18 protein-coding genes and 2 pseudogenes are annotated in these 19,968 nt (G+C 57.3%); 4 read left to right on the forward strand and 16 right to left on the reverse strand.

Going from position 1 to position 19,968, the window contains the following annotated elements; all coding sequences use genetic code 11:
• Window positions 1-77 precede the first annotated feature (77 nt).
• The gene (locus AT699_RS15670; RefSeq protein WP_054472290.1) at window positions 78-1,199 is read left to right on the forward strand and encodes a hypothetical protein; all 1,122 of its coding nucleotides are present in this window, start codon (window positions 78-80) and stop codon (window positions 1,197-1,199) included.
• A gap of 225 nt (window positions 1,200-1,424) precedes the next feature.
• On the opposite strand, the pseudogene AT699_RS15675 reads toward AT699_RS15670, so the two are convergent.
• From AT699_RS15675 to AT699_RS15705, 9 genes and pseudogenes are all read right to left on the reverse strand, one after another.
• Window positions 1,425-1,877, reverse strand: a pseudogene (locus tag AT699_RS15675) (RraA family protein); the annotation flags it as partial.
• Window positions 1,878-1,996: 119 nt separating this feature from the next.
• A complete protein-coding gene (locus tag AT699_RS15680; protein WP_058207328.1) occupies window positions 1,997-2,326 on the reverse strand; it encodes a hypothetical protein in 330 nt (109 codons plus the stop codon).
• A gap of 332 nt (window positions 2,327-2,658) precedes the next feature.
• Complete coding sequence (locus tag AT699_RS15685) at window positions 2,659-4,392, reverse strand: ATP-binding protein (protein ID WP_024069044.1); 1,734 nt, start codon at window positions 4,390-4,392, stop codon at window positions 2,659-2,661.
• A gap of 8 nt (window positions 4,393-4,400) precedes the next feature.
• Window positions 4,401-5,414: an SIR2 family protein gene (locus AT699_RS30960; protein ID WP_081247863.1), complete on the reverse strand. Its 1,014-nt coding sequence runs from the start codon at window positions 5,412-5,414 to the stop codon at window positions 4,401-4,403.
• 405 nt (window positions 5,415-5,819) lie between these two features.
• Entirely contained in the window at window positions 5,820-6,047 is a 228-nt protein-coding gene (locus AT699_RS15690; RefSeq protein ID WP_058207329.1) for a hypothetical protein, read from the reverse strand.
• Window positions 6,048-6,272: 225 nt separating this feature from the next.
• On the reverse strand, window positions 6,273-7,886 hold the full coding sequence (locus tag AT699_RS30965; RefSeq protein WP_232254226.1) for a P-loop ATPase, Sll1717 family: 1,614 nt from the start codon (window positions 7,884-7,886) through the stop codon (window positions 6,273-6,275).
• Between the two features lie 292 nt (window positions 7,887-8,178).
• The gene (locus AT699_RS15695; protein WP_024069046.1) at window positions 8,179-8,730 is read right to left on the reverse strand and encodes a cytochrome b; all 552 of its coding nucleotides are present in this window, start codon (window positions 8,728-8,730) and stop codon (window positions 8,179-8,181) included.
• 25 nt (window positions 8,731-8,755) lie between these two features.
• Complete coding sequence (locus tag AT699_RS15700; RefSeq protein ID WP_024069047.1) at window positions 8,756-9,733, reverse strand: cation diffusion facilitator family transporter; 978 nt, start codon at window positions 9,731-9,733, stop codon at window positions 8,756-8,758.
• 256 nt (window positions 9,734-9,989) lie between these two features.
• Window positions 9,990-10,421, reverse strand: coding sequence for an isochorismatase family protein (locus AT699_RS15705; protein WP_006386279.1), 432 nt, complete (start codon window positions 10,419-10,421; stop codon window positions 9,990-9,992).
• A 96-nt stretch (window positions 10,422-10,517) separates the two neighbouring features.
• On the opposite strand from AT699_RS15705, the gene AT699_RS15710 reads away from it, so the two are divergent.
• Complete coding sequence (locus AT699_RS15710; RefSeq protein ID WP_232254225.1) at window positions 10,518-11,279, forward strand: hypothetical protein; 762 nt, start codon at window positions 10,518-10,520, stop codon at window positions 11,277-11,279.
• A gap of 29 nt (window positions 11,280-11,308) precedes the next feature.
• On the opposite strand, the pseudogene AT699_RS30970 reads toward AT699_RS15710, so the two are convergent.
• Window positions 11,309-11,590, reverse strand: a pseudogene (locus AT699_RS30970) (cation diffusion facilitator family transporter); the annotation flags it as partial.
• A 140-nt stretch (window positions 11,591-11,730) separates the two neighbouring features.
• Window positions 11,731-13,365: a methyl-accepting chemotaxis protein gene (locus tag AT699_RS15715; protein WP_024069049.1), complete on the reverse strand. Its 1,635-nt coding sequence runs from the start codon at window positions 13,363-13,365 to the stop codon at window positions 11,731-11,733.
• Between the two features lie 299 nt (window positions 13,366-13,664).
• Here AT699_RS15715 and AT699_RS15720 point away from each other — a divergent pair, with 299 nt between their 5' ends.
• Window positions 13,665-13,955 carry a hypothetical protein gene (locus AT699_RS15720; RefSeq protein WP_020927956.1) on the forward strand — a complete coding sequence of 97 codons (291 nt, stop codon included), beginning with the start codon at window positions 13,665-13,667 and terminating at the stop codon, window positions 13,953-13,955.
• A gap of 278 nt (window positions 13,956-14,233) precedes the next feature.
• Here AT699_RS15720 and AT699_RS15725 read toward each other — a convergent pair whose 3' ends face one another.
• Both AT699_RS15725 and AT699_RS30975 read right to left on the reverse strand, forming a co-directional pair.
• The gene (locus AT699_RS15725; RefSeq protein ID WP_024069050.1) at window positions 14,234-15,862 is read right to left on the reverse strand and encodes a TIGR04141 family sporadically distributed protein; all 1,629 of its coding nucleotides are present in this window, start codon (window positions 15,860-15,862) and stop codon (window positions 14,234-14,236) included.
• A 442-nt stretch (window positions 15,863-16,304) separates the two neighbouring features.
• Entirely contained in the window at window positions 16,305-17,027 is a 723-nt protein-coding gene (locus AT699_RS30975) for an HNH endonuclease (protein ID WP_081247865.1), read from the reverse strand.
• A gap of 336 nt (window positions 17,028-17,363) precedes the next feature.
• Between AT699_RS30975 and AT699_RS31540 the strand changes: the two genes are divergently transcribed.
• Window positions 17,364-17,903, forward strand: coding sequence for a serine/threonine protein kinase (locus AT699_RS31540; protein ID WP_145964680.1), 540 nt, complete (start codon window positions 17,364-17,366; stop codon window positions 17,901-17,903).
• A gap of 21 nt (window positions 17,904-17,924) precedes the next feature.
• On the opposite strand, the gene AT699_RS15730 is transcribed toward AT699_RS31540, so the two are convergent.
• The 3 genes from AT699_RS15730 to AT699_RS15740 form a co-directional block, all read right to left on the reverse strand.
• Window positions 17,925-18,749, reverse strand: coding sequence for a ParB N-terminal domain-containing protein (locus tag AT699_RS15730; RefSeq protein WP_006386271.1), 825 nt, complete (start codon window positions 18,747-18,749; stop codon window positions 17,925-17,927).
• A gap of 72 nt (window positions 18,750-18,821) precedes the next feature.
• Window positions 18,822-19,430, reverse strand: a complete 609-nt coding sequence (locus tag AT699_RS15735; RefSeq protein WP_024069051.1) for an LON peptidase substrate-binding domain-containing protein — start codon at window positions 19,428-19,430, stop codon at window positions 18,822-18,824.
• A gap of 9 nt (window positions 19,431-19,439) precedes the next feature.
• Window positions 19,440-19,847: a carboxymuconolactone decarboxylase family protein gene (locus AT699_RS15740; RefSeq protein WP_006386267.1), complete on the reverse strand. Its 408-nt coding sequence runs from the start codon at window positions 19,845-19,847 to the stop codon at window positions 19,440-19,442.
• Window positions 19,848-19,968: the final 121 nt, after the last annotated feature.

Consider the following 19,968-nt stretch of genomic DNA (forward strand, 5'->3'; position numbering starts at 1 on the left):
TCGCGTGGCACCCGTGCCATGGCGGCCCCTGATGGGAAGCCAACTGGCCGTCATCCGTCCACCCGAGGAGAAACTGCATGATCAAGCGAAAGACTGGCGCCTTTCTGGCCTGGCGCGCCGCGCTGGCAGCCGTGTGCGCCGTCGCCGGCCTGCTGGGCCCAGCCGGGCACGCCTTGGGGCAAGAGGTCACGTCAGGATGCCAGTTCAACAGGAACCCATCACAAGGGTTCGACCCCACCAGAACCGGCGCCGACTCCTATTTGACCACTTTCACGCCATTGCAGATCAATCTGGATAAGACCATCCCCGTAGGAGAGGTCGTCTACGAAACCTCGCTTCCGGTGATCCCGTGGGTCTGCATCACGAACATTCCAGACCGTCTGCCCTACATGGGCTCGGGGGGATACATGCAAACGATGATAAAGGACCTGGCTTCGGCCGGGTTGAAACTCGTTTTGCAGATCAACAACTATCCCGAGTGGACGCCATCCAGTTCAACCACCGACAATCGACTCGTCCTTTCCGACGTGACTTACGCAGCGAAGTCACCTTCCGATCCCACCATGACGGCATCCGGCATCTTGCACGGCAAGCTGAAACTCGTCATGGTAACGCCCCCCAACAAGCCGACGAGAGCGTATATTCCCGCCATGGGAAACCTGGTCGTCCTAAGTTCCGGGGTTTCCACCATGAATGTCATCTCGATCGGGTCCAACAGCAGCACGACCATTGCGCTCATACCCAAATGCATCGCGAAAATATCCACGCCAGGCCCGATCAATCTGGGAAAAGCCTACGCCGTAAACCACCTTCCGCTACCACCGCCCGTGGATTTCACAATCACTGCGGATTACGATGAGAGCTGCGATGGCGGCTTCCGGATCGTAGACCTGGGCAATTTGGTCGTGCCGCTTCAGTTAAGGTTCCAGCCGGAAGGTAATCAAGAACTGCTGCCTGGCAACCAGGAAATCCTCCTGAAGAACAACGACGGCACACCAAACGGATTCGCGCTGGGAATCAACGAACTGGGCGTTCACCCCGTCATCTTCAACCAGTGGCAGGATTCCCACCAGCCATCATTGACTACCAGCAAGCGGCCACTCCCGCTGCGATACTCGGCGCAATTGACGAAGTCCGGAACGCCGCTGATAACGGGAGAATTCAGCCAGCAAGTCACCGTACAGGTTACCTTCCGATAAGAGGGGAAACGGCGTCACAGGTCGCCTGTTCCAAGACAAGAAGGTAGCGGGAAGCCACCGCACGAGAGCCAATGGCGCCGGCTCTTTATTACGCCAGGCATCTGTCCGCCCCCCGCGTCCAGGGCAAAACCCATGGGCCCAAGGGGCGGTACTGCCCAGGAGCGAATACGCCCAGCTTCAGGCATCACCATGTGTACTTCGCGCCGATCCGCCCCACATACTGGTGATCTCGCCCGGACCATCCTTGTACGGCCCCTTGTGCGACACCGCGCGCGCAAAGCAGCCGAACTGCCCCTGCGCGAACACATCCAGGTCACGCACCGCGCCGTCGATCACGAACCCGGCGATGCCGCGCCCCTGCGCGTCCATCATCATCAACTCGCCGACCAGCGCATTGCTGGTATCGCCAGCGCCATCGACCACGATCACATCGCCCGCGCCACCCAGCGAAATCGCCTTGTGGATCATCAGGTTATCGCCCGGCCGCGTCTTCACGGTCAGCGCCAGGCCGACCGTGCGCTGGTTGCCGGCGTGCAGCGGACGCAGCCCGCTGACGCCGTACAGGCGGTTCATGCAATCGCTGATCTGGGCCGAGCCAATGGCGGCAAAACCGGCCAGCACGTCAGCGGCGACGGCCGGCGCGGGCCGGGGAAGAATGCGGTATCCGATGGGATTCATAGCGAGGAATTTTCTTGAAGGCGTGAACGGCAATAAGCGAACACGCATTACAAGGCCTCGCGGGGCGATCCTCAAAACGATATAAATTCCCGGTTATGTAGGAATTATTTTCGTGAATGTTATTGGATCGAGGGAGGAGCGTTGTGGGTGGGGTTGGGGGCTTCCCTTTCGTCGCCGGATTGCAGGGCCTGGTCGAGCATGGCTTCGGTCAGGGTGCCGAGGTGCTCGCAGAGGCTTTCGACGCCGCCCATCAGGGCGGTGACTGCCCAGGGGTCCAGGGGTGGAGAGCCGGTGGCGTCAGGTTCGGACGCGCTGTTGCCGATCATGCGAGCGATGGTCTGGATGGCGTAGCGGGTGCGGTCTAGTTGGTGGAGGTGGGATAGGGAGACGGGGCCGGATTCGCGGTCGGTGTCGATTTGCCAGGGGTTTTGGGTGAGGGGGTGCAGCATGGGGCTGCCTCATATAGGGGAGTTAAGCCGCAAATCGTTGCGGCTGTCCGCCTATAGCTTTCCGGCTTCCAAACCGGCACCGGAGAGGTGATAGTCATGAGTGTATGGTGAGATGGCGGTATGTTGGATGCAGGAGGGACAATTTCGCGACTGGTCCTTGGCGTCATACTGAATGGTCACTCTCGACCAAAGCTGCCTTTCGGAGCGGCAGATTAGGCCGGAAAAATTCATGCCACGGTCCCAGCGTATCGACGTAAAGTCAATTTCTATGCGAAATTTGCCGGTTCCTCCTATACATGACAATCAAGTCAAGCGTGTCACCCATTCAGAATTCACTGGATGTTTTGCTTACGCCAGTTATCCACCGCAACTACAAGACGATTGTCCTTGACCGGGTTTTGCCATTCATCCCAAAAATTGACCGTACCGCTATTCGGCTTGTTTATGGGCTCGTCAATCCTGATTCTGCTTGGCAGTAAACTCGCATCGCCCACAACCAGTGCCTCGCCAGTGTCTAGGGTCGGCAGGATGTCACTAAAGCCACCGAGGCTATCTGGAAGGAGCCTCTTGATAACGGTCTGGTCTTCGGCATTTGTCAGCCGCATGGACACGAAGTTACTGCATTGGCTGAGCATCGTCTTATTCACCTCCGACGGACGCTGACTTATCACGACTAGGCTGACACCGTACTTACGGCCTTCCTTGGCGATACGCTCAAAAATATCCAAAGAGATATCGTCAGCTGATTCTGCCATATTTCGTTGAGGCATGTAGAGATGCGCTTCATCGCAGAGAAGGGCAATAGGATGGCGCAGCTCGGATGGCGTCCACTGTTGGACAGAGAATGTGACACGCGCGACGAGGGAGACGATCAGCGGGAGGACGTCTGATGGAACTTCTGAAAAATTGATTACCTTGATACCAGCTTTACCATTTTCCCCAGAGCTTCCGAGCACAGCAGTGGTGAACTTCTCAAGCCATGTAAAATCCAAAATATCTTTACCGCCCTTGAACATAAATCCAAGGCGCCTATCAGAGATTTTATTCTCTAACCTTGAAATCATTCGGGCGAGCTTTCCAAAAAAATCACCCTGTTTTTCTTTACCGGCCGTTGCCCCAGGAACCATTTCCACGTTTATCTCGTTCAGTCTGCTCATGAGAACATCCAGATCGAATGGGACCGGGCTATCTACCGTGAAGTGCGCCAAAATTTCTTTATGATCGCCGTCCTCCAGGTACTTTCTCTTGGCCTGATTGATCTCGCGAGACATGATCATGGCTTGGTTGGGTGCATTCTGGTCGCTCCTATCAACAAACATTGCGACGAGCGCTTCATACGAAAGCAGCCAGTAAGGCAGGTAAAGCACACCATCGTCAATGGTGCGCGTAGACTCAACATCTGCGGGACCTGCCACTTTAAAATGCTGAATACCTTGGCCTACCAATGGCGAGTATTCACCGTGAAGATCAAAAACAATCGCGTTAGCCGTAGAGAGTCCTGCCATCTGCTCAATGATTCTGGCTGTCGTCCAGGACTTACCTGACCCAGTGCTACCGCCGATAAAGGCGTGACGCTGGAAGAACTTGTTACCATTGAGATAAGCAACGGCGTGGTCGTCCAGTGTGTACTTGCCTAGCGTCAGGGCATTACCATCGGCTGAGACACTGGATAGCGTCCGCATAAAGTTGGTAAGGTTATCTCCCTCCAGCGAAAAACAATTCGCGTCGATTTCTGGAACACTTTCTAGAGTCCGGCGAAAGACATTTTCTCTTTTTCCGTCACGGTCCAACATCGTACCAATCAGGGCAATTTTGCACAGATTCAGCTCTGAGGTCTGCTCGCTGATTCCATCATCGACAATATCCCCGATACTACGCTTCCGGGTCACTTGAGTGATGAGCCCGATGAGATGCTGCCCAGGCTTGCTGCTCTGGAGTACGGCTAGGTGATTGACTTGCAATCTTTTGAGTTGATCAACATTTTCCACGTCCACTATAACGTTTGTAGTGTCAACAGAAGCGACCTTTCCAAGTGCATCTTCATCGCTAAAATTAAATATTGGCATCTCTTCTCCTACATTATGAGTGACAAGTAACCTTGAAGACTCCAGATGTTTCTTTCAATTATCACTGGATTTGCATCCCAAGAGGAGTAGACAATGGATTGATCGTCGGCTTCCCCCCGCTCAATTGCCAGGTAATTCTGTGCCTTGCCGTCAGTAATTAACTTCTTGGCCGCTTCTGACAGTGCATAGGTAATAATTGTGATAGGAGTATTTTGCCGCTGACATCTCGCCATAAGTTTCGGCTGAATATGCTCGTCATTAAAGCCGTAGCCAATGCACAGGTAAGAGTTCGCGGCAACGATGGCCTGGTCAGCATGGTTAATTATTGATCGGTATGGCTCCAAATGCGTAGCCTGATATTTTTGAGTACCGGGAGTCACGATTTCCGGTTTGTATTTGGCAGGTATTCCATGAATATTTGAAATTGCCACAATGTCTTCAAATGGCGATCTAAACCAATCCAGCGACCCATGAACTTTCCAGATATTGACTCTGCGGGCAGAATTTATCTCATTCAGGGTGGCTAGCTGCCGAAAAAAGCCGTGCGTGAATCCTGTGTAATGGTGAATCCGCTCCTGATCGCAGGCATATTCCGCAAGTCTGTCATAGTTCGTTGTAACAATGTTCAATCTCGTTAGGCTGCTTTTGAACATGTGGCGCAACAAGCGGCTCAAGGGAAACATCTCCGGATTCTGAAGACTTTGGTTGAAAATGTGATTATCTTCAGCGTTGATGAGTGACCAAGTGGCGTTGACAATTCTAGAAGTTAGCTCGGCCGTTATAGCCACTTGGTGGAGCGCCGACTCCAGGTCAACGCCAGAATTTAGGACTTTACAGAATTTATCCCAGGCTTCTATCTCGTTAGCGGACATTTCTGAAATGTCGGTATTTTTGATTAGATGCTTTGCAAGCGCCCACATCCCAGACATGCCGTGGGCAGCAGATGCGCCGCTTCCCAAGATAATGAGGGGCGCTTTGTTGTAATAGTCCTGCGCTTGTCTTTCAAAATTCAGCTCTGGCAAGATTCTGTCCTTGATGTTGCGAAGATCCGAAAACTAACCATGGAAACTTTTCAGAATTCGAAGCGAGACACCGTATCAAATTCGTAAGTCGGCTCCCTAATCGAGATATCGGCGTCATGTATTCTAGAAAAACGGCTGTGTTTCACCAGGGCCGGTCAGCGGCCGCAGATAAGACCGTCGATAAACGACAAAGCGCCCAGCTATCCTCCGCACGCTGATTGCTACCACAAGCTGCGCTGCCCCCCTCGAACATACCGGAGATAATCAACCTATCCAACGGCCACTGTAAGATGGTGGCTGTGGCCTACCGCATAGGCAAACGTTGGCGCTATGTGGATGGGCAGCAGGCCTCGCCGGCGAGCTGCTATTGATGATAAGCCTCTATCGACTCGAAGCAGAAGGTCCCTAATGTTCTAAGTCAGCGAAATTCAAAGTCAGCGAGCCCCCCCCAACCAGCAGAGTGAGAAACAGTTCTATATATTTTTCCGTCTGCGCGTATTTCGTAATCGGCCAGTCCTCCCCAACCTTCGGGATGAGATGCTGTCCGATAGATCTTTCCATCGCTTCTAAACTCATAGTCAGGAAGGCCGCCCCAGCCATTAGGGTGAGAAATTGACCGATATATTTTTCCATCACTACGAATTTCGTAATCTGGCAAACCTGCCCAACCGCTGGGATGAGAAATCGCTCTGTATATTTTCTTCATAATAAGATTTTTCTCAATCGGATTGCATAGGAACACACTGCTTCGGAGCAGGCTTCAAGTATCGGATCCGCCCGCAGCCGATTATTAATTATATACGGCGCAAATTTGCAAGAGCGAAGTAAATTATGATTAATAAATAATAAGCCAAGCCATTAATCATACTGCCTCTTTTTTGCTTTTTTGCGGCTATCCGCACGTAATGGCGGCACTATATCGAGTGCGCGCCATAACATTGGATGGACGCTAATGGAAGAGCTCTTCTTATATTGCCCATCCGAAATTCCGCGATCATCGACGTGAGACCAGCTTACGCCTGCTGCGGCTTCTGGTTTTATGCCGACGACGGAAGTCGTATATAGAACTTTCAAGATTTGGATTATGCAGGCATTTGCTGTCTTATCGCTGGATAGATATTCAAGCGCAATTCTCCCAACTGGGTCAGATTCGGGAATGCCAGACCAGTGCTCTTGAATGCACTCCTGCAGTTTATCCTCCGTTATCTCAGAATATTTGAAGTTTGAGGGCCGGCCCCGTAATAGTTCGGTACATGCCTCTAGTGAAGCGTAGTGACTACGCCACTCATCCCGCAACGACCGGAGTCTTCCTGTAGAGTATTTGCGTTCAGCGTCCTGCACTGTAGACGGAGGCACATACTCCTTTCCCTCACAAAGTTCAATGCACTCATTCACGAATGCGATGACGTCGCGAGGTCGTAGGAGCGTTCTGGTCAACAAATAGTCGATAGCTGACTCCCCGCGTACCTCCCCGCGGAAGACCTCGTCAAACGTCACCTTCTTCTGGGTATATTGCTCCCGAATTAGCTTTTCTACGCGGAGATCAAGCAATTGTCTAAGCTGAGCTTTGCTCCAACGAAGTCGTAGCATCAAACCGGAAAATTTCTCTTCCTGGAATCCGGCATCGCGAGTGGCATCGAACACGGTTTGGAGAAGGTCTTCTCTTATGGCAATCACTGCCTTAACTGCCCGGACTCGTTGAAAAGCCCGCACAGTTTCGATTAACGCCCGGATCAACTTATATCGCAATCGATCGTCGACCCATGATTCGTCAAGCCGGTCAATCACAAGAAAATATCTTTTCTTGGGATCGGTGAAAATTTCATCCGCCAATAATGTTATAATTTCACCCAACTCGCGAACTTGATTTTCGTTAACAATGGATTGGGCCTTGTGAAGCACCTCGGCTTTTATTTCGTCCGTGAGTGTCTTCCCTCCCACTGCATTTAGCGAAATGCCATAAGCTTGTATGTCTACAGATCCCGCAAGCTTTTGCTCTAGTTTTGAGGTAAATTCCTTGACGCGAGTCTCGGTGTCTTGCCAAAAATGCTCATTCCATTGCCGCAAGTATTCGACCGCCCGCTTTTTAGCCGGATCTCGGGAAAATAAATCTCGGAAATTTTCGAGAAAGCTCCATGGATCCTCTCGAGATATCCGATATCGCTTGCATAGCAGTTCGACCACGAAAACATGCCGCCATAGCAATTGGTAGAACAGATCGAGTTTGACTCCCACCGATTCGAAAAACTGAATGATGTCCGAGTTCGCCACATAGCTGAGCGACAGAGTTTCCGCTCGAATCTCGATAGCGTTGGTTTGCTCAGAGATCAGCCGAGAAAGCAGCGCGCTTTTACCTGCTCCTACTCGCCCCACTACGATTCTTTTCGGATTCTCGCAATCAACGAGTGCGGCAAGATCACCAGTGTCGAAAAAACAGTCCCGCAAAAACCTCTCGTCTGATTCGGCATCCATTGCCCCCACGGAGCTGTTCCTTCGAAATACGTAGCGCATATGCAGACCTTCCGAAGATTTCGATGTAACTGTACGATACATCAAGTCTTCTAATGCTGGACAGATAGACTGATATTGCGGGTGCTAAGGCCAGCTCAGGAGCCTCCGTAACGGTCTGCAATGTTGTACGTCCGCTTGTGGCCGATTGCAGGCTTTCGTGGCCGTCTGCTTGGCCGGTCTCGATGCCACCTCCAGACTCCCCTGCCGGAGGGGAAAGTTGAAGGGGCACTGGTGCCCTTGGCCCGAAGCAACCTCAACGCCGCCCCGGCAACATCCGCACCAACGTGTTATCCCGAAACACATAATGATGCAGCAACGCCGCAGCAGCATGCAGCCCCACCAGGAAATACCCCACCGTAGCCAAGGTCTCATGCAGTTCCTTGACCTGATCCGCCAAGGCCTTATCCGGCCCCACCAGCGCCGGAACCTCCAACCCGAACAACGGAATCGCCTTCCCTCCCGCGCTGAGCGTCAACCACCCCAAAATCGGCGTGACAATCATGAACGCATACAACGCGTAATGCATCACCCGTGAAAGCACATCCTGCCACCTCGGCATCGGCGGCCGCACGCCAGGCGCCGGGCCCGAAGCCACCCGGATAACCACCCGCAGCACCACCAACCCGATCACACACAACCCGAGCGAGAAATGCAGCGCCTTGATGTTGTTGTACAGATCGGTGCCTTTGGTGGCCAGCCCGCGCAATTCCATACAGGCGTAGACCAAAGCCAGAACCACGAGCATGAGCCAGTGCATGGTGATCACCAGGCCTGCATACTGAGTATCGGAGTTCTTGATTTTCATGTTTCTTCCTTGTCGTCAAAGCGCGCTACGGACAGCCTGGTTCGATAATCGCCCTGCCCTCGGCGCCCTGCGTGGGCGCGTCGGGAGGTCTCCAGGGATCAACATGGGTCATCACGTTCAATACACGATGCCGCTGCATGACGCGCTGGCGCGCTTGCACGGCGATCTTGTGGCCTTCCTCGACAGTCAGCCCGGCGTCGATTTCCAGGTGAGCGTCAACGACGATCATATCCCCCATTTTTCGGGTGCGTAGATCGTGCACGCCTTGAATACCCGGGGTGTCCAGCAAGGTGCGCTGGATCGCGGCGGCTTCGCCTTCGTCGATGGCGCGGTCCAGCAGGTCGTGCAAGGCGTCCCAGCCAAAGCTCCAGCCCATTCGGGCCACCATGAAGCCCACGATGGCCGCGGCGATGGGGTCCAGTATCGGGTAGCCCAGCAGGTTGCCGACGATGCCTAGACCCACCACCAGCGACGACGCCGCGTCGGAGCGCGCATGCCAGGCGTTGGCCACCAGCATGCTGGACTTCACGCGCTTGGCCACGGCAAGCATGTAGCGGAACAAGGCCTCTTTGATGACCAGGGCGGCACAGGCCACCCACAGCGCGACGAGGTGGACCTGCGGGATCGCGTCGGGCTGCTCCAGCTTGGTCACGGCGGACCACAGCATGCCGCCGCCGACCAGCAGCAGCAAGACGCCCAGCGCCAGGGACGCCGCGGTCTCGTAGCGGTAATGGCCGTAGTGGTGGTCCGCGTCGGCTGCTTTCTGGCCATGGCGGTTGGCCAGCAGCACGATGAAGTCGGCGATCAGATCGGAAGAAGAATGAATACCGTCCGCGATCAGGCCTTGGGACTTGGAGAAAATGCCGATGACAATCTGCGCGGTGGCGAGCACCACGTTGACGCCCACGCTCACCCAGGTGCTGCGGGCGGCGGCGTCGGCGCGTTCGGCCGGGCTGTGTTCATCGTCCTCCGGGTCTTCCAGCGGAGGCGGAAAGGCGGTCATGGTTCGGGCTCCCGTTATTGCAATCTATCCTTGCGGCGTTCGGGCTGGAGCATAAGCACCGAAACCTGAACGATTGATGAACGTGGAAATGCTGAACTCCAGAAGCCAAGCGTGATGCGGTGACCGCACCTGGCCACGTGGCTTGGCGGCTACCGATACCTGATGGAGAGCGGAAGAAAATCCGTGAGAGGAGCGTTGCGCCCGCTCACGGGGCAAGTGCAGATCAGCCGATCAACCTTGCAAATGCAAGTTCGCTTCAGCCAAGCGCGCTTAACAGCGCATCTGCGGTGACGACGGTGCAGTATTCGCCGTCCAGGTTGGCGAGCGACATGGCGTGAACATCTTCGGCGCTTCGCGCTGACCCATTCCAGTCTGTCCGAGCGAATGTGAAGCAACCGTCAGCCACGAGCCACACCTGAAAGCCAAGGTTGCCGGCCATGCGGACAGTTGCCTCGACTGAATTGTTCGTTATGACTCCCGCCACGACCAATGCGTCGAGGCCATTGTTGCGAAGCTTCTGTTCCAGATCGGTGCCGATAAACGCACTGTTCGTCTGCTTCGGAATGACCGGTTCTCCCCCTATGGGCGCGGTCTCCGGCTTGAATTCATGCCGGGGCTGGCCTGGGCGGTAGTAAGACGTGGGATCTGCCGTCCAAGGTTGCCGCCACCTCCACGGCGCCCAAGCCAGCGCTGCGCAAGCTGAACCCCGCCCCGAAGGCGTAGCGTTCTTGGCTTATACGGCCATCCTCCTTGCCGAGGCATGGCGCTCTGAAAACAGCGATGCGTGGAAGAAACCTGCATTGCTTCCAATCGCCCACTCGAAATCGGGTACGCTTTGATGCTGGAAAATTCTGGGCTGCACGATATGTGGCAAAAGTTCTGCAAGATGTCGCTGGTGGTGGGCTGGGCGCTTTGGTTGGCTGCCATGGCGTGGTTCACGGCGGGCATGCTGCGGTATGTACCGTCCGCGGACGCGACGCTGACGCCGATCACCCTTACGCCGGGGCAGACGGCGCGCGCCGAGGTCTACCGCATCCGCGAAGCGCCACTATGGATGGAGGCGCGTTTCGGCGGCCCGATGGGCAGAAAGCGGCCCGAATTGGGAGAACACACGACGCGTTTGGGGGCGCCGGGCGCAGTCGCCGAACCAGGAGAGCCGGTGCGGATTCGTGTGCGCGATGGCGGGGACCTGGACGTAGTGATGGTTGCGGCTCCGCGCAGCAGCGCCAGCGCGACGCATTTCTACCGCAAGCTCTGGCCGGAAAGTCATATAGATGGCACGCTGCCGGAGACCACCCCGCCCTTTCCGAAGCTGGCAAAGGGGACTTCGCCGCTTACCTTCACGGTGGAAGAGGTCGGGCCGACGCTTCAGGGCGAGCAGATCGAACTGGAAATCAGCGCACCTATCGGCCTCAAGCGTACCGCGCCCGGCTGGAGCGATGTCACCACCTTCATTTTTTGGCCCTTCATCGCCGCGATCCTGGGTATTTGGGCACTGGTGTGGGCGGGGCTGACGTGGTGGTATCGGCGCCGGGTCCGGCGGTAGCGTCTTTGTTGGCCCGAAAGTAATTCCGGATAATGGCAATGGCCGTAGTGGTGGTCCGCGTCGGCTGCTTTCTGGCCATGGCGGTTGGCCAGCAGCACGATGAAGTCGGCGATCAGATCGGAAGAAGAATGAATACCGTCCGCGATCAGGCCCTGGGACTTGGAGAAAATACCGATGACGATCTGGGCGGTGGCGAGCACCACGTTCACGCCCACGCTCACCCAGGTGCTGCGGGCGGCGGCGGCGGCGCGTTCGGCCGGGCTGTGTCCATCGTCCTCCGGATCTTCCAGCGGAGGCGGAAAGGCGGTCATGGTTCGTGCTCCCGTTCTTGCAATTTAGCCTTGCGGCGTTCGGGCTGGAGCATAAGCACCGAATCCTGAACGGATGATCAACGTGGATGAGCGGGGCATTGCGCCCCGCTCATGGCCCGGCCCGTAATGAGACGTACTGATCAGGTCAACCTCAGCACGCCGCGTTCGCCTGGCTGGGCGACCACGGCCTCGCGTCGCGCGGCATCCTCGCTCAAGCGGAACACACCAACCGCCCTCACCAAGGCATGCGCCTGGTCCTGCATCGAGCCCGCCGCGGCCGCGGCTTCTTCGACCAGCGCGGCGTTCTGCTGGGTCACTTCGTCCATCTGCGACACGGCGCGGTTGACCTGCTCGATGCCGGAGGCCTGTTCCTGCGATGCCGCGGCGATCTCGCCCATGATGTCCGTCACGCGCTTGACCGAGGCGACCACTTCTTGCATCGTGGTGCCTGCGTTTTCCGCCTGGCCCGCGCCCTCGGCCACCTTGCTGACGGACGCTTCGATCAGCGTCTTGACCTCGCGCGCGGCCTGCGCGCTGCGTTGCGCCAGCGACCGCACCTCGCCCGCGACCACCGCAAAGCCCTTGCCCTGCTCGCCCGCCCGGGCCGCTTCAACGGCGGCGTTCAGCGCCAGGATGTTGGTCTGGAACGCGATCCCGTCGATGACCGAGACAATCTCGGAAATCTTGCGCGAGCTGGCGGAAATATCCCCCATCGTGCTGACCACCGCCGACACGACGGCGCCGCCGCGCTGGGCGACTTCGGAGGCGCTTGCCGCCAGTTGATTGGCCTGGCGCGCGTTGTCGGCATTCTGCTTGACGGTGGACGCCAGTTCTTCCATCGATGCGGCGGTTTCTTCCAGCGAGGCGGCCTGCTCCTCGGTCCGGCTGGACAAGTCCGTGTTGCCGGCCGCGATCTGCCCCGCTGCGCTGGAGATGGTTTCGGACCCGGCGCGAATGGTGCGAACGGCGCCGGCCAGCTTGTCCTGCATATCGTGCAGCGCGCGCAGCAGCCGGCCGGTTTCATCGCGGGTGACCGCTAGGATGGGCTGCCCCAGGTCGCCACGCGCCACGGTCTCGGCCACCGACACAGCCTGGGCAAGCGGCGCCGTGATCGACTTGGACACCCGCCACGCGAACAGGCCGCCCAGCACGACGGCCAGGCCCGACAGGATCAGGTTCAACATGCCCGCGTTGTCGATCACCCGCTGGCTGTCGGCGCCGGCGTCCACCATCTCTGCGGATTGAATCCGGGAGATCTCGATGACGCGGTCTTGCAGGCCGTCCAGAAGCGGAAGGGTCTCTTCCAGCAAGCGCTGGCGAGCGGCGTCGCGCTCACCACGCTTGAGGAGCACGCCCACGCCCTGGAATGACTTCACGTAGCGGCCGCGCACGTCTTCCAACAGCCGCAGCTTCTGACGTTCGTCTTCGGTGCGGAACAACGGCCTCAGGGTCTCCAGCGCCTGGTCGATCGTTTTCCGATTGGTGTCGATGCGAGCGAACAGCGTTTCGGCGGTGCGGGGATCGGTGTTGACGATCAGTTCGAGATTGGCGCGCGCATTGGCGCGCGTCGTCACGTCGATAATGTTGATGGCATTCGCTTTGGCCCAGGTCTGTTCGGTGATCGCTCGGTTGATGCCGCCGATGTGGGTCAGTTCGTATTGCGACAGGCCGGTAAGCGCCAGTAATAGCGCGAGTACGGTGCCGAAGCCCAGGGTCAGCCGGGTGCCAATGGAGAGGTTGCCAAACAGGTTGCCAATAGTGAAACGCGAGCGCATGGATTTGTATTACGACAAAGGGAAAACCCTAGTGTAAAAACCATGACATATATAGCAACAGTTTTGTAATTGAAGTTTGCGATTTCGCATGGCAGGGGGAAATTTTTTGTGGCTGGCAGCGGCCTCGATACCTTGACGAAGTCAAGCGACTTGCCGCCTTTTTTTTCCAACGCCCCGTCCCGCACCGCCCGCACCTGCCCTGGCGGCGCGACGTTCTTAAGCTGATCGTGGCGACTGACACGGAGCAACGTAAAATGCCAGGCCTCCTGTCTCCACTTGCTTCCCCACTTGCTTTCCTTATGAACCTTGACCGACTGCGCCGCGAATTTCCCGACTACGACATCGCCACCCTGCCGACGCTGCCCGAAGGGTATGTCGATGCGTCGAGCTACATCGATGCCGCTCCTTCATTCGAGAACGAGGAACGCGGCTTGAAGGTGTATGTCGACTACGCCGAGTATGCCGATCGCGAATCCGGCAGAAGCCAGCGCTTCTGTGTCTCGCGCTACGACGAGGAAGCCGGCGACTACGAGGACGTCGCCCTGTCGACCAACGATTGGGCCGAAGTCATCCGCTTCCTGACCGCCTGAATGTCCTCGCCGGGGGCCTTCGTCTTGAACTGGTCCCGCTCATCCGTCAGCCGCGCCAGCAACTCCCGTAGCCGAGCGGTCGTTGATGACGGGCCGCCTCCGACTCATTCCCACCGTTCGTGTTTTTTCGGCTGATGTCCGCTTTGCAGCGAAAACCCTCCTTCCACCGGACACGTAAGAATGTCAGCAACCTAGCGCTCTCCGAGCATTCATCGCTGCTAAACGTTGCCGTCCAGACTGTGATGCGACGTCGTGGATGCTGATAGCGCGTGAACGCGCTATGCCCTTTTCTTTCCCTTTTTCGGGGGGATTCTGACGGTCTTCGCGTATCCGTCGTTCACGGCTATCTTTAAAAGTTCGACCTTGTATCCGAAGCCCCGAAGCACCTTGCGCGTATTGACAAGATTGACCTTGGAAAAAAAAGGTAGATGCAGGTCAGCGCCTGGCGCGTCGCTGATGACGGCATAGGTGATTGTGAAGGATTCATGCTCCGGCTTCGGCTCGACCTTCAAAAGTTCGCGATGGGACGGCGCAAGCTGTGCTCGGACTTTCTCACGAAATTTAGGGTCGATTTGAATGAGTTGACCGGATACGAAGCCTTGAGCGAACAGGTGACTCAAGACGCTGGACTTGCCGTACATCTTGACGTGGATCAGTTCGCGGTTGGATGAGAAAAGATCGCAGATCTCGACCTGTCCATGACCGCCGCCGTGCATAACTTTCTTCTTGTCATCGAGCAAGTCGTAGATCGCCGGTTCGAGCGCTGCTACCTGTGCGTTATACGCCCCTTCTCCGCCCCCCTGGTATTCGGGCAGCTTGATATTCGACGGTGGGATCGCCGCATAGTCGTGGTTCGTCCGTTCGACGAAATCCTTGGCGATACTGAACCACTTGCCGTCGTTCAGGACATGTGTGACACCGTTGAGTTCGATCTCAGCATAGAGACATTTGAATACTGACCATGACTTGAAAACCTTCTTATGGTCCGCGTCGGCGCAATGAACATGGCGCGCACGCAGCACCTCAAGAGTGATGGGTCCATCGACAGTGCCGCGAAACCCTTCCATATTGATGTCAGGATGAAGAATGCCGCCGCCGTAGGGTGAATACATGAATCCCTTGACCATCGTCCATTCGATGATTTCCGGAATCGACAGCCAGATGCCGTCGAATTGGCCTGCGGCCATTTTTGCTTCGAGCGCGTTCTCGAGGACGCTTATGACCGCTGCACTCTTGGTTGTCGAGATGTTGTTGACCCATTGATAGTCCTCTGCGTTTAGTTCGGCTTCGAAAAGTCTCCTGTATTGATCAAGCAAAAACGGGAGATCGGAAAGATCCAACTTGACCGAGACAGCCAGCGCGTCGCTGCCTGCCATACGGTTGCCGAGGATCGGATTCTTGGGTGCGCCGACGATGGCCTTCAGCATGTCCTGCTCAACACTCAGGCCGAACTGATCCGGTGTCGTCTCCTGACCGGATTGGATGCGCATGTGGCTTTCGATGGCATTCAGCGATTGCACATCGACGCAGCGGAACGTCTTGGGATCAACGGCATTGAGAGCGCAGAGAAGTCCGAAGCGCTCTTCGATCACATCATCTCTCAGAAGGAAGCGCCCTGCCTGGCCGAAGACCAGGACAAAACAGCGTTCGTCGATCTTAACGAAAAAGGCAGCAGCGACGCCCTCAACGGCCAGACTCTTGGGGTTGATGAACTCATTAAACAGTGCCGACCATTTCGGCGGTAACGGAGGATTCTTCTTGACAAAAAGTTGTCCGGCCCCATGGCCCGCGATGGCAACCTCAACAGGCGCGTCGCAGTCCTCGATCTTTATAACTTGGTGATTGGTCGTAAATTGCTGTTTGATGAGGAAAATGCTGAGATGGTTGACTTTCTTTTCTTGTGGCATCGCTGGTTCTCCTCCAGACAAGTGCTCATGTGGCAAATTGGCCTTCAAGTCAACGGCCAATATCCTCAAAATTGAGAAGATCGACCACCACCGTGCAGCACCGTTTTTTTTTCAAAACCTGATGGCCACACGTTGCCTCATTTCTCAGATATATGACTGCTGCAACGACTCTCACTTCCTTCTGGCGACATAACAACGGCTACTGATCGAATAACCCGACAGAGACGCACCTTCGACCAGATTTCTCTCGCAGCGGAAGCCGTTTTTCAGCCGGGCAAACACCAGCGACTGCAGCCAGCCTAAAGCGGTCCACTAGAAAGGAATGCTGATCGACCACCAGGCCGCGAGCGGCCGCTGTCAACAGTCCGCCCCCCCGACCCTAGGCAGGCTCTGCATACATAGCTTCGGTCACGCAGCGCTTGCTGCGCGTACGCTCTCATCGCTACCCCCGGAAGCACTCATTCCGATGAAATGCGAGAAAATCCAGCTGTTTTTCATTAAGCGCGAGCCGTAATTGACCTCGCAAATGCAGGATTCGTCTTTGATTTTTTTGAACCCTATCACTTATAAGCATTCGGCCACTATTGTCAAAGCTGATCAGGCCCCGATCAAAGAGGGCATCCAAGGTGCCCACTAATGGGAGCCCATTGTCGGGGTCTAGTCGTTGTTGGTCGGTACTTCTTGCCCACGGCTTTATATGAGATGCTCGCAGTGCCTCTTGCACACAAGTGCCGGTGACGGCACAAGCGTTGTCCCATTTGGCCAACAGTTGGCGCCGGAATTTTCCTTGACCCAAACGCGCATCGATGAGGGCACGACGGCGCGTTGGTCTCCCCTCCAGGTCCCGCCGGGCTATCAATTCCGCAATGTCGGCTGCTTCACCGCCAACGGAGCGTGTTTGAGTGCCGATTTGTGTGACTGGCACCGAGGGGCCAATCAGCGCGAATACGCTCGTCGGGTCTTTCTCCCAACGAACGAGAGCTCCAAGCCTGACTAATGATCGGGAATCATAGGATTGAATGCGAATATGCCCAGCGCCCCTGGGTGCCGCAGTGGCAACGACTCCGAAAGCTTCAGCCCCAGACCTAATACTCTCTATGTGTCGCGCTCTTTCGTTATAGCCGGCGGAAGTCCTCGTCCAGTCTTCTCTGAGCAGCCGAACCATTTGTGCCTGGTCTTGGGCCTCTATGTGATCATGTGCCCACACTCTGAGAAAGATGCGATTGGTGGCCTCATGCCAACTACCCCAGCTCCAGCGAGGATTTGCCAAGGGTGCGCCCAACTCATTGGCGAAGAACTGAGTGATCGACGGAGGTTCCACACGAGTACTCTAAAGGTTAGTGTTACCTAATATTACACAAAAACTTCTGTCCGTTCACTGCGGGAAAGTGAGAAAGTCCCACGTGATCCGGTGGATTGATTGAAGAAAAATGTGAAGACATTTCCACCCTGCACGGATTCGTGTGCGCGAGATGAACCACGTATTGAATTTCAGCGACCAATGAGCGACTCCCCCATCTACATCGTCGATCTCGATGTCACCCTTGAGGACGCACCCGCCTTCGCCGACAGCGGCATAAGCTGGATGGAAGCAATGGGTATTGCTGTTCGTTCCACTATTGCCGAGGTCGCTTTTTCACCTGTCAGCCACGCGCCTGGCCCGGGTATCGCTCGGTGGGCCGAATGGGTAAACGAGCACAGCAATAACGGGATAGGTGCAATCGTGGGGCGCCATGTCTACAACGCCGGACCGCAGAGAGTCGAGGGGCTGCGCTGCCCATGCTGCTCTGTAGAGCATGAAGCAGCTTCACTCCCGTGGGACGAAATGATCTCCGCCTGGTATTCGGGAGAACTTGGCGCGCTCGAGTGCCCAAGTTGTCGGCACTCGGACAGTATCAATCAATGGCGATTCTTACCGCTGGCATGGGGATTGGGAAACCTCGCCTTTGGGTTCGATGGACCTGGCGTAGGCGACGCACTGGCCCTAGAACTGGGAAAAGTCCTAGGGCATAGAATGGTCGTCGTGTTTGATAAGTTTTAGCCTTGGATTAGTACGCCCCCGTCAATCGTCCCCTGCCCCCGCCGACGCATTCCTGGCCTCGGCCAGCGCCACCGTCAGATGCATCACCTTCTTCTTCAACTGATCCCTTTCATCCGTCAGCCGCGCCAGCAACTCCCGTAACCGCGCCACCTCAGCCGGCAAATCCGCGATATTCTCGATCGGAATATCCGGCACCGCCTCTTTCGGCGGCGGCGCCTTGGCCTGGCGCACTTCGCGCGCCGCCTGCTGCAATTCCTTCCTGCCGCCAGCCACCGCCGCGGCCTGCCGCTCCGGCGGCAAGGTCGCGACCGCCGCCGCGGCGTTGATGGAAATCGCGCCGTCCTTCACCGCTCGCACCAGTTCCGGCGCGGCGGCTTTCTGGATTTTCTCGATCTGCCCCAGCGTATTGCTGCTGATGCGCGCCTCGCGCGCCAGCGCCTGGCGGCTCAATGCAGCCGCGGGCGGGATGGGCGGCGGTTCGGGCGGCGGCGTGCTGCCGTCGTCTTCCCACGGCGGCACGCTGCGCGATTGCAGGATTTCCTTCTTGCGCAGCGCCAGCACGCCGCGCTGGAAATCCGATACGCTGCGCCGGCCCAGGTGGTTTTCGATCATCCACAGGTGCACGTCGTCCATCGACTTGAACGAAGTGTTCTGGCGCGTTTCGAACGGAATGCCGTGCTTCATGCAAAGCGCGTAGCGGTTGTGGCCGTCGATCAGCAGGTCGCCCCACAGCACCAGCGCGTCGCGGCAGCCTTCGGCCAGCAGGCTGCGTTCGAGCGCCTCGCGCTCGTCGTCGGTCAAGGGGTCAATATAGGCACGCAGGCCTTCGTCAATCCTGATATCCATGGTGTCCAAAAAAACAGTTCGAGCCCGACTCGCGTTGCCCTGCTCCGCCAAAGCAGCGCCGCCTGTGGCTGGCTAGGCCTGCGGCCCTTCCAGCGCGATGCGCACGGCTTCAAGACGAGCGCGCGGGTCCGGCAGCGCCAGCAGCCGGACCTTGTCGGCCGCCGGCAGCGGCAGCAGCTCGCACCAGCGGTCGGCCACCCAGGCGCATTCATCCAGGCGGTACGGCGGCGCCACCGGCATGCGGTCGGCGGGCACGCCTTCCTGCTGCCATTGCGCCACCAACCTCCCCAGCGCGTCGGCGCAGGGTTGCAGCGGCGCAGGCACGGGCAGCGGCGGGTCGTCGGGGATGGGTTCGATTTCGCCCATCCAAAGACCGTATTTTGCCAGTTGGCTGGAAACCAGCCGGAAGCGGCTCGTGCCCACGCAGCGCAATTGCAGCAAGGCGGGCATGGGCGCGTCCCAGGCGTCGATGCGGGCCAGCGTGCCGACGTCGGCCAGGACCTCCTGGCCTTCGGGCGACCGGACCTCGTTGCCGGCCAGCAGCGCGACCACGCCGAACTCGGTGCCGTCGGCGATGCAGCGGCGGATCATGTCCAGGTAGCGCACTTCGAAGATGCGCAGGTGCAGCACGCCGGCGGGGAACAGCGCGTTGGACAGCGGGAACAGCGGAATGGTCGCCATGGCGGCGCCCTACTTCACGGCGAAGGCGTCGTCGACCGGCACCTGCATGGCGGTGACCAGCGCGTTGGTCTGGGCGGCCATGCCGATGACGGCGAGCAGTTCGGCGTGCTGGCCGTCGGTCATACCCTTGGCGCGGGCGGCGGCGGTGTGGGAATGGATGCAGTAGCTGCAACCGTTGGCGGTGGACACCGCGATGTAGATCATCTCGCGCACCAGGGGCGGGATTTCTCCATCGGCCATCATGACCTGTTTGAGCTGTTCCCAGACGCGCTTGAGCTGCGGCGGGTCGTTGGCCAGGGCACGCCAGAAGTTGTTGACGAAATCGGATTTGCGGGTGGCGCGGATGTCTTCGAACACCGCCCAAGCCTCGGGGATCTTGCGCGCTTCTTCATCCGACAACAGATGCACCGTAGCCATATGCCGCTCCAACAGGTAAGGCCGGGCGGCGGCGTGCCGCCCGCGCCATGTCCCATTGAACTGGAAAGCCCGGCGCGGTTCAAGGCGCGGGCGGATCGCCGCAACGCGCCTGGAATGTCCC

The sequence above is a fragment of the Achromobacter xylosoxidans genome (assembly GCF_001457475.1).
GTDB lineage: Bacteria > Pseudomonadota > Gammaproteobacteria > Burkholderiales > Burkholderiaceae_B > Achromobacter > Achromobacter xylosoxidans.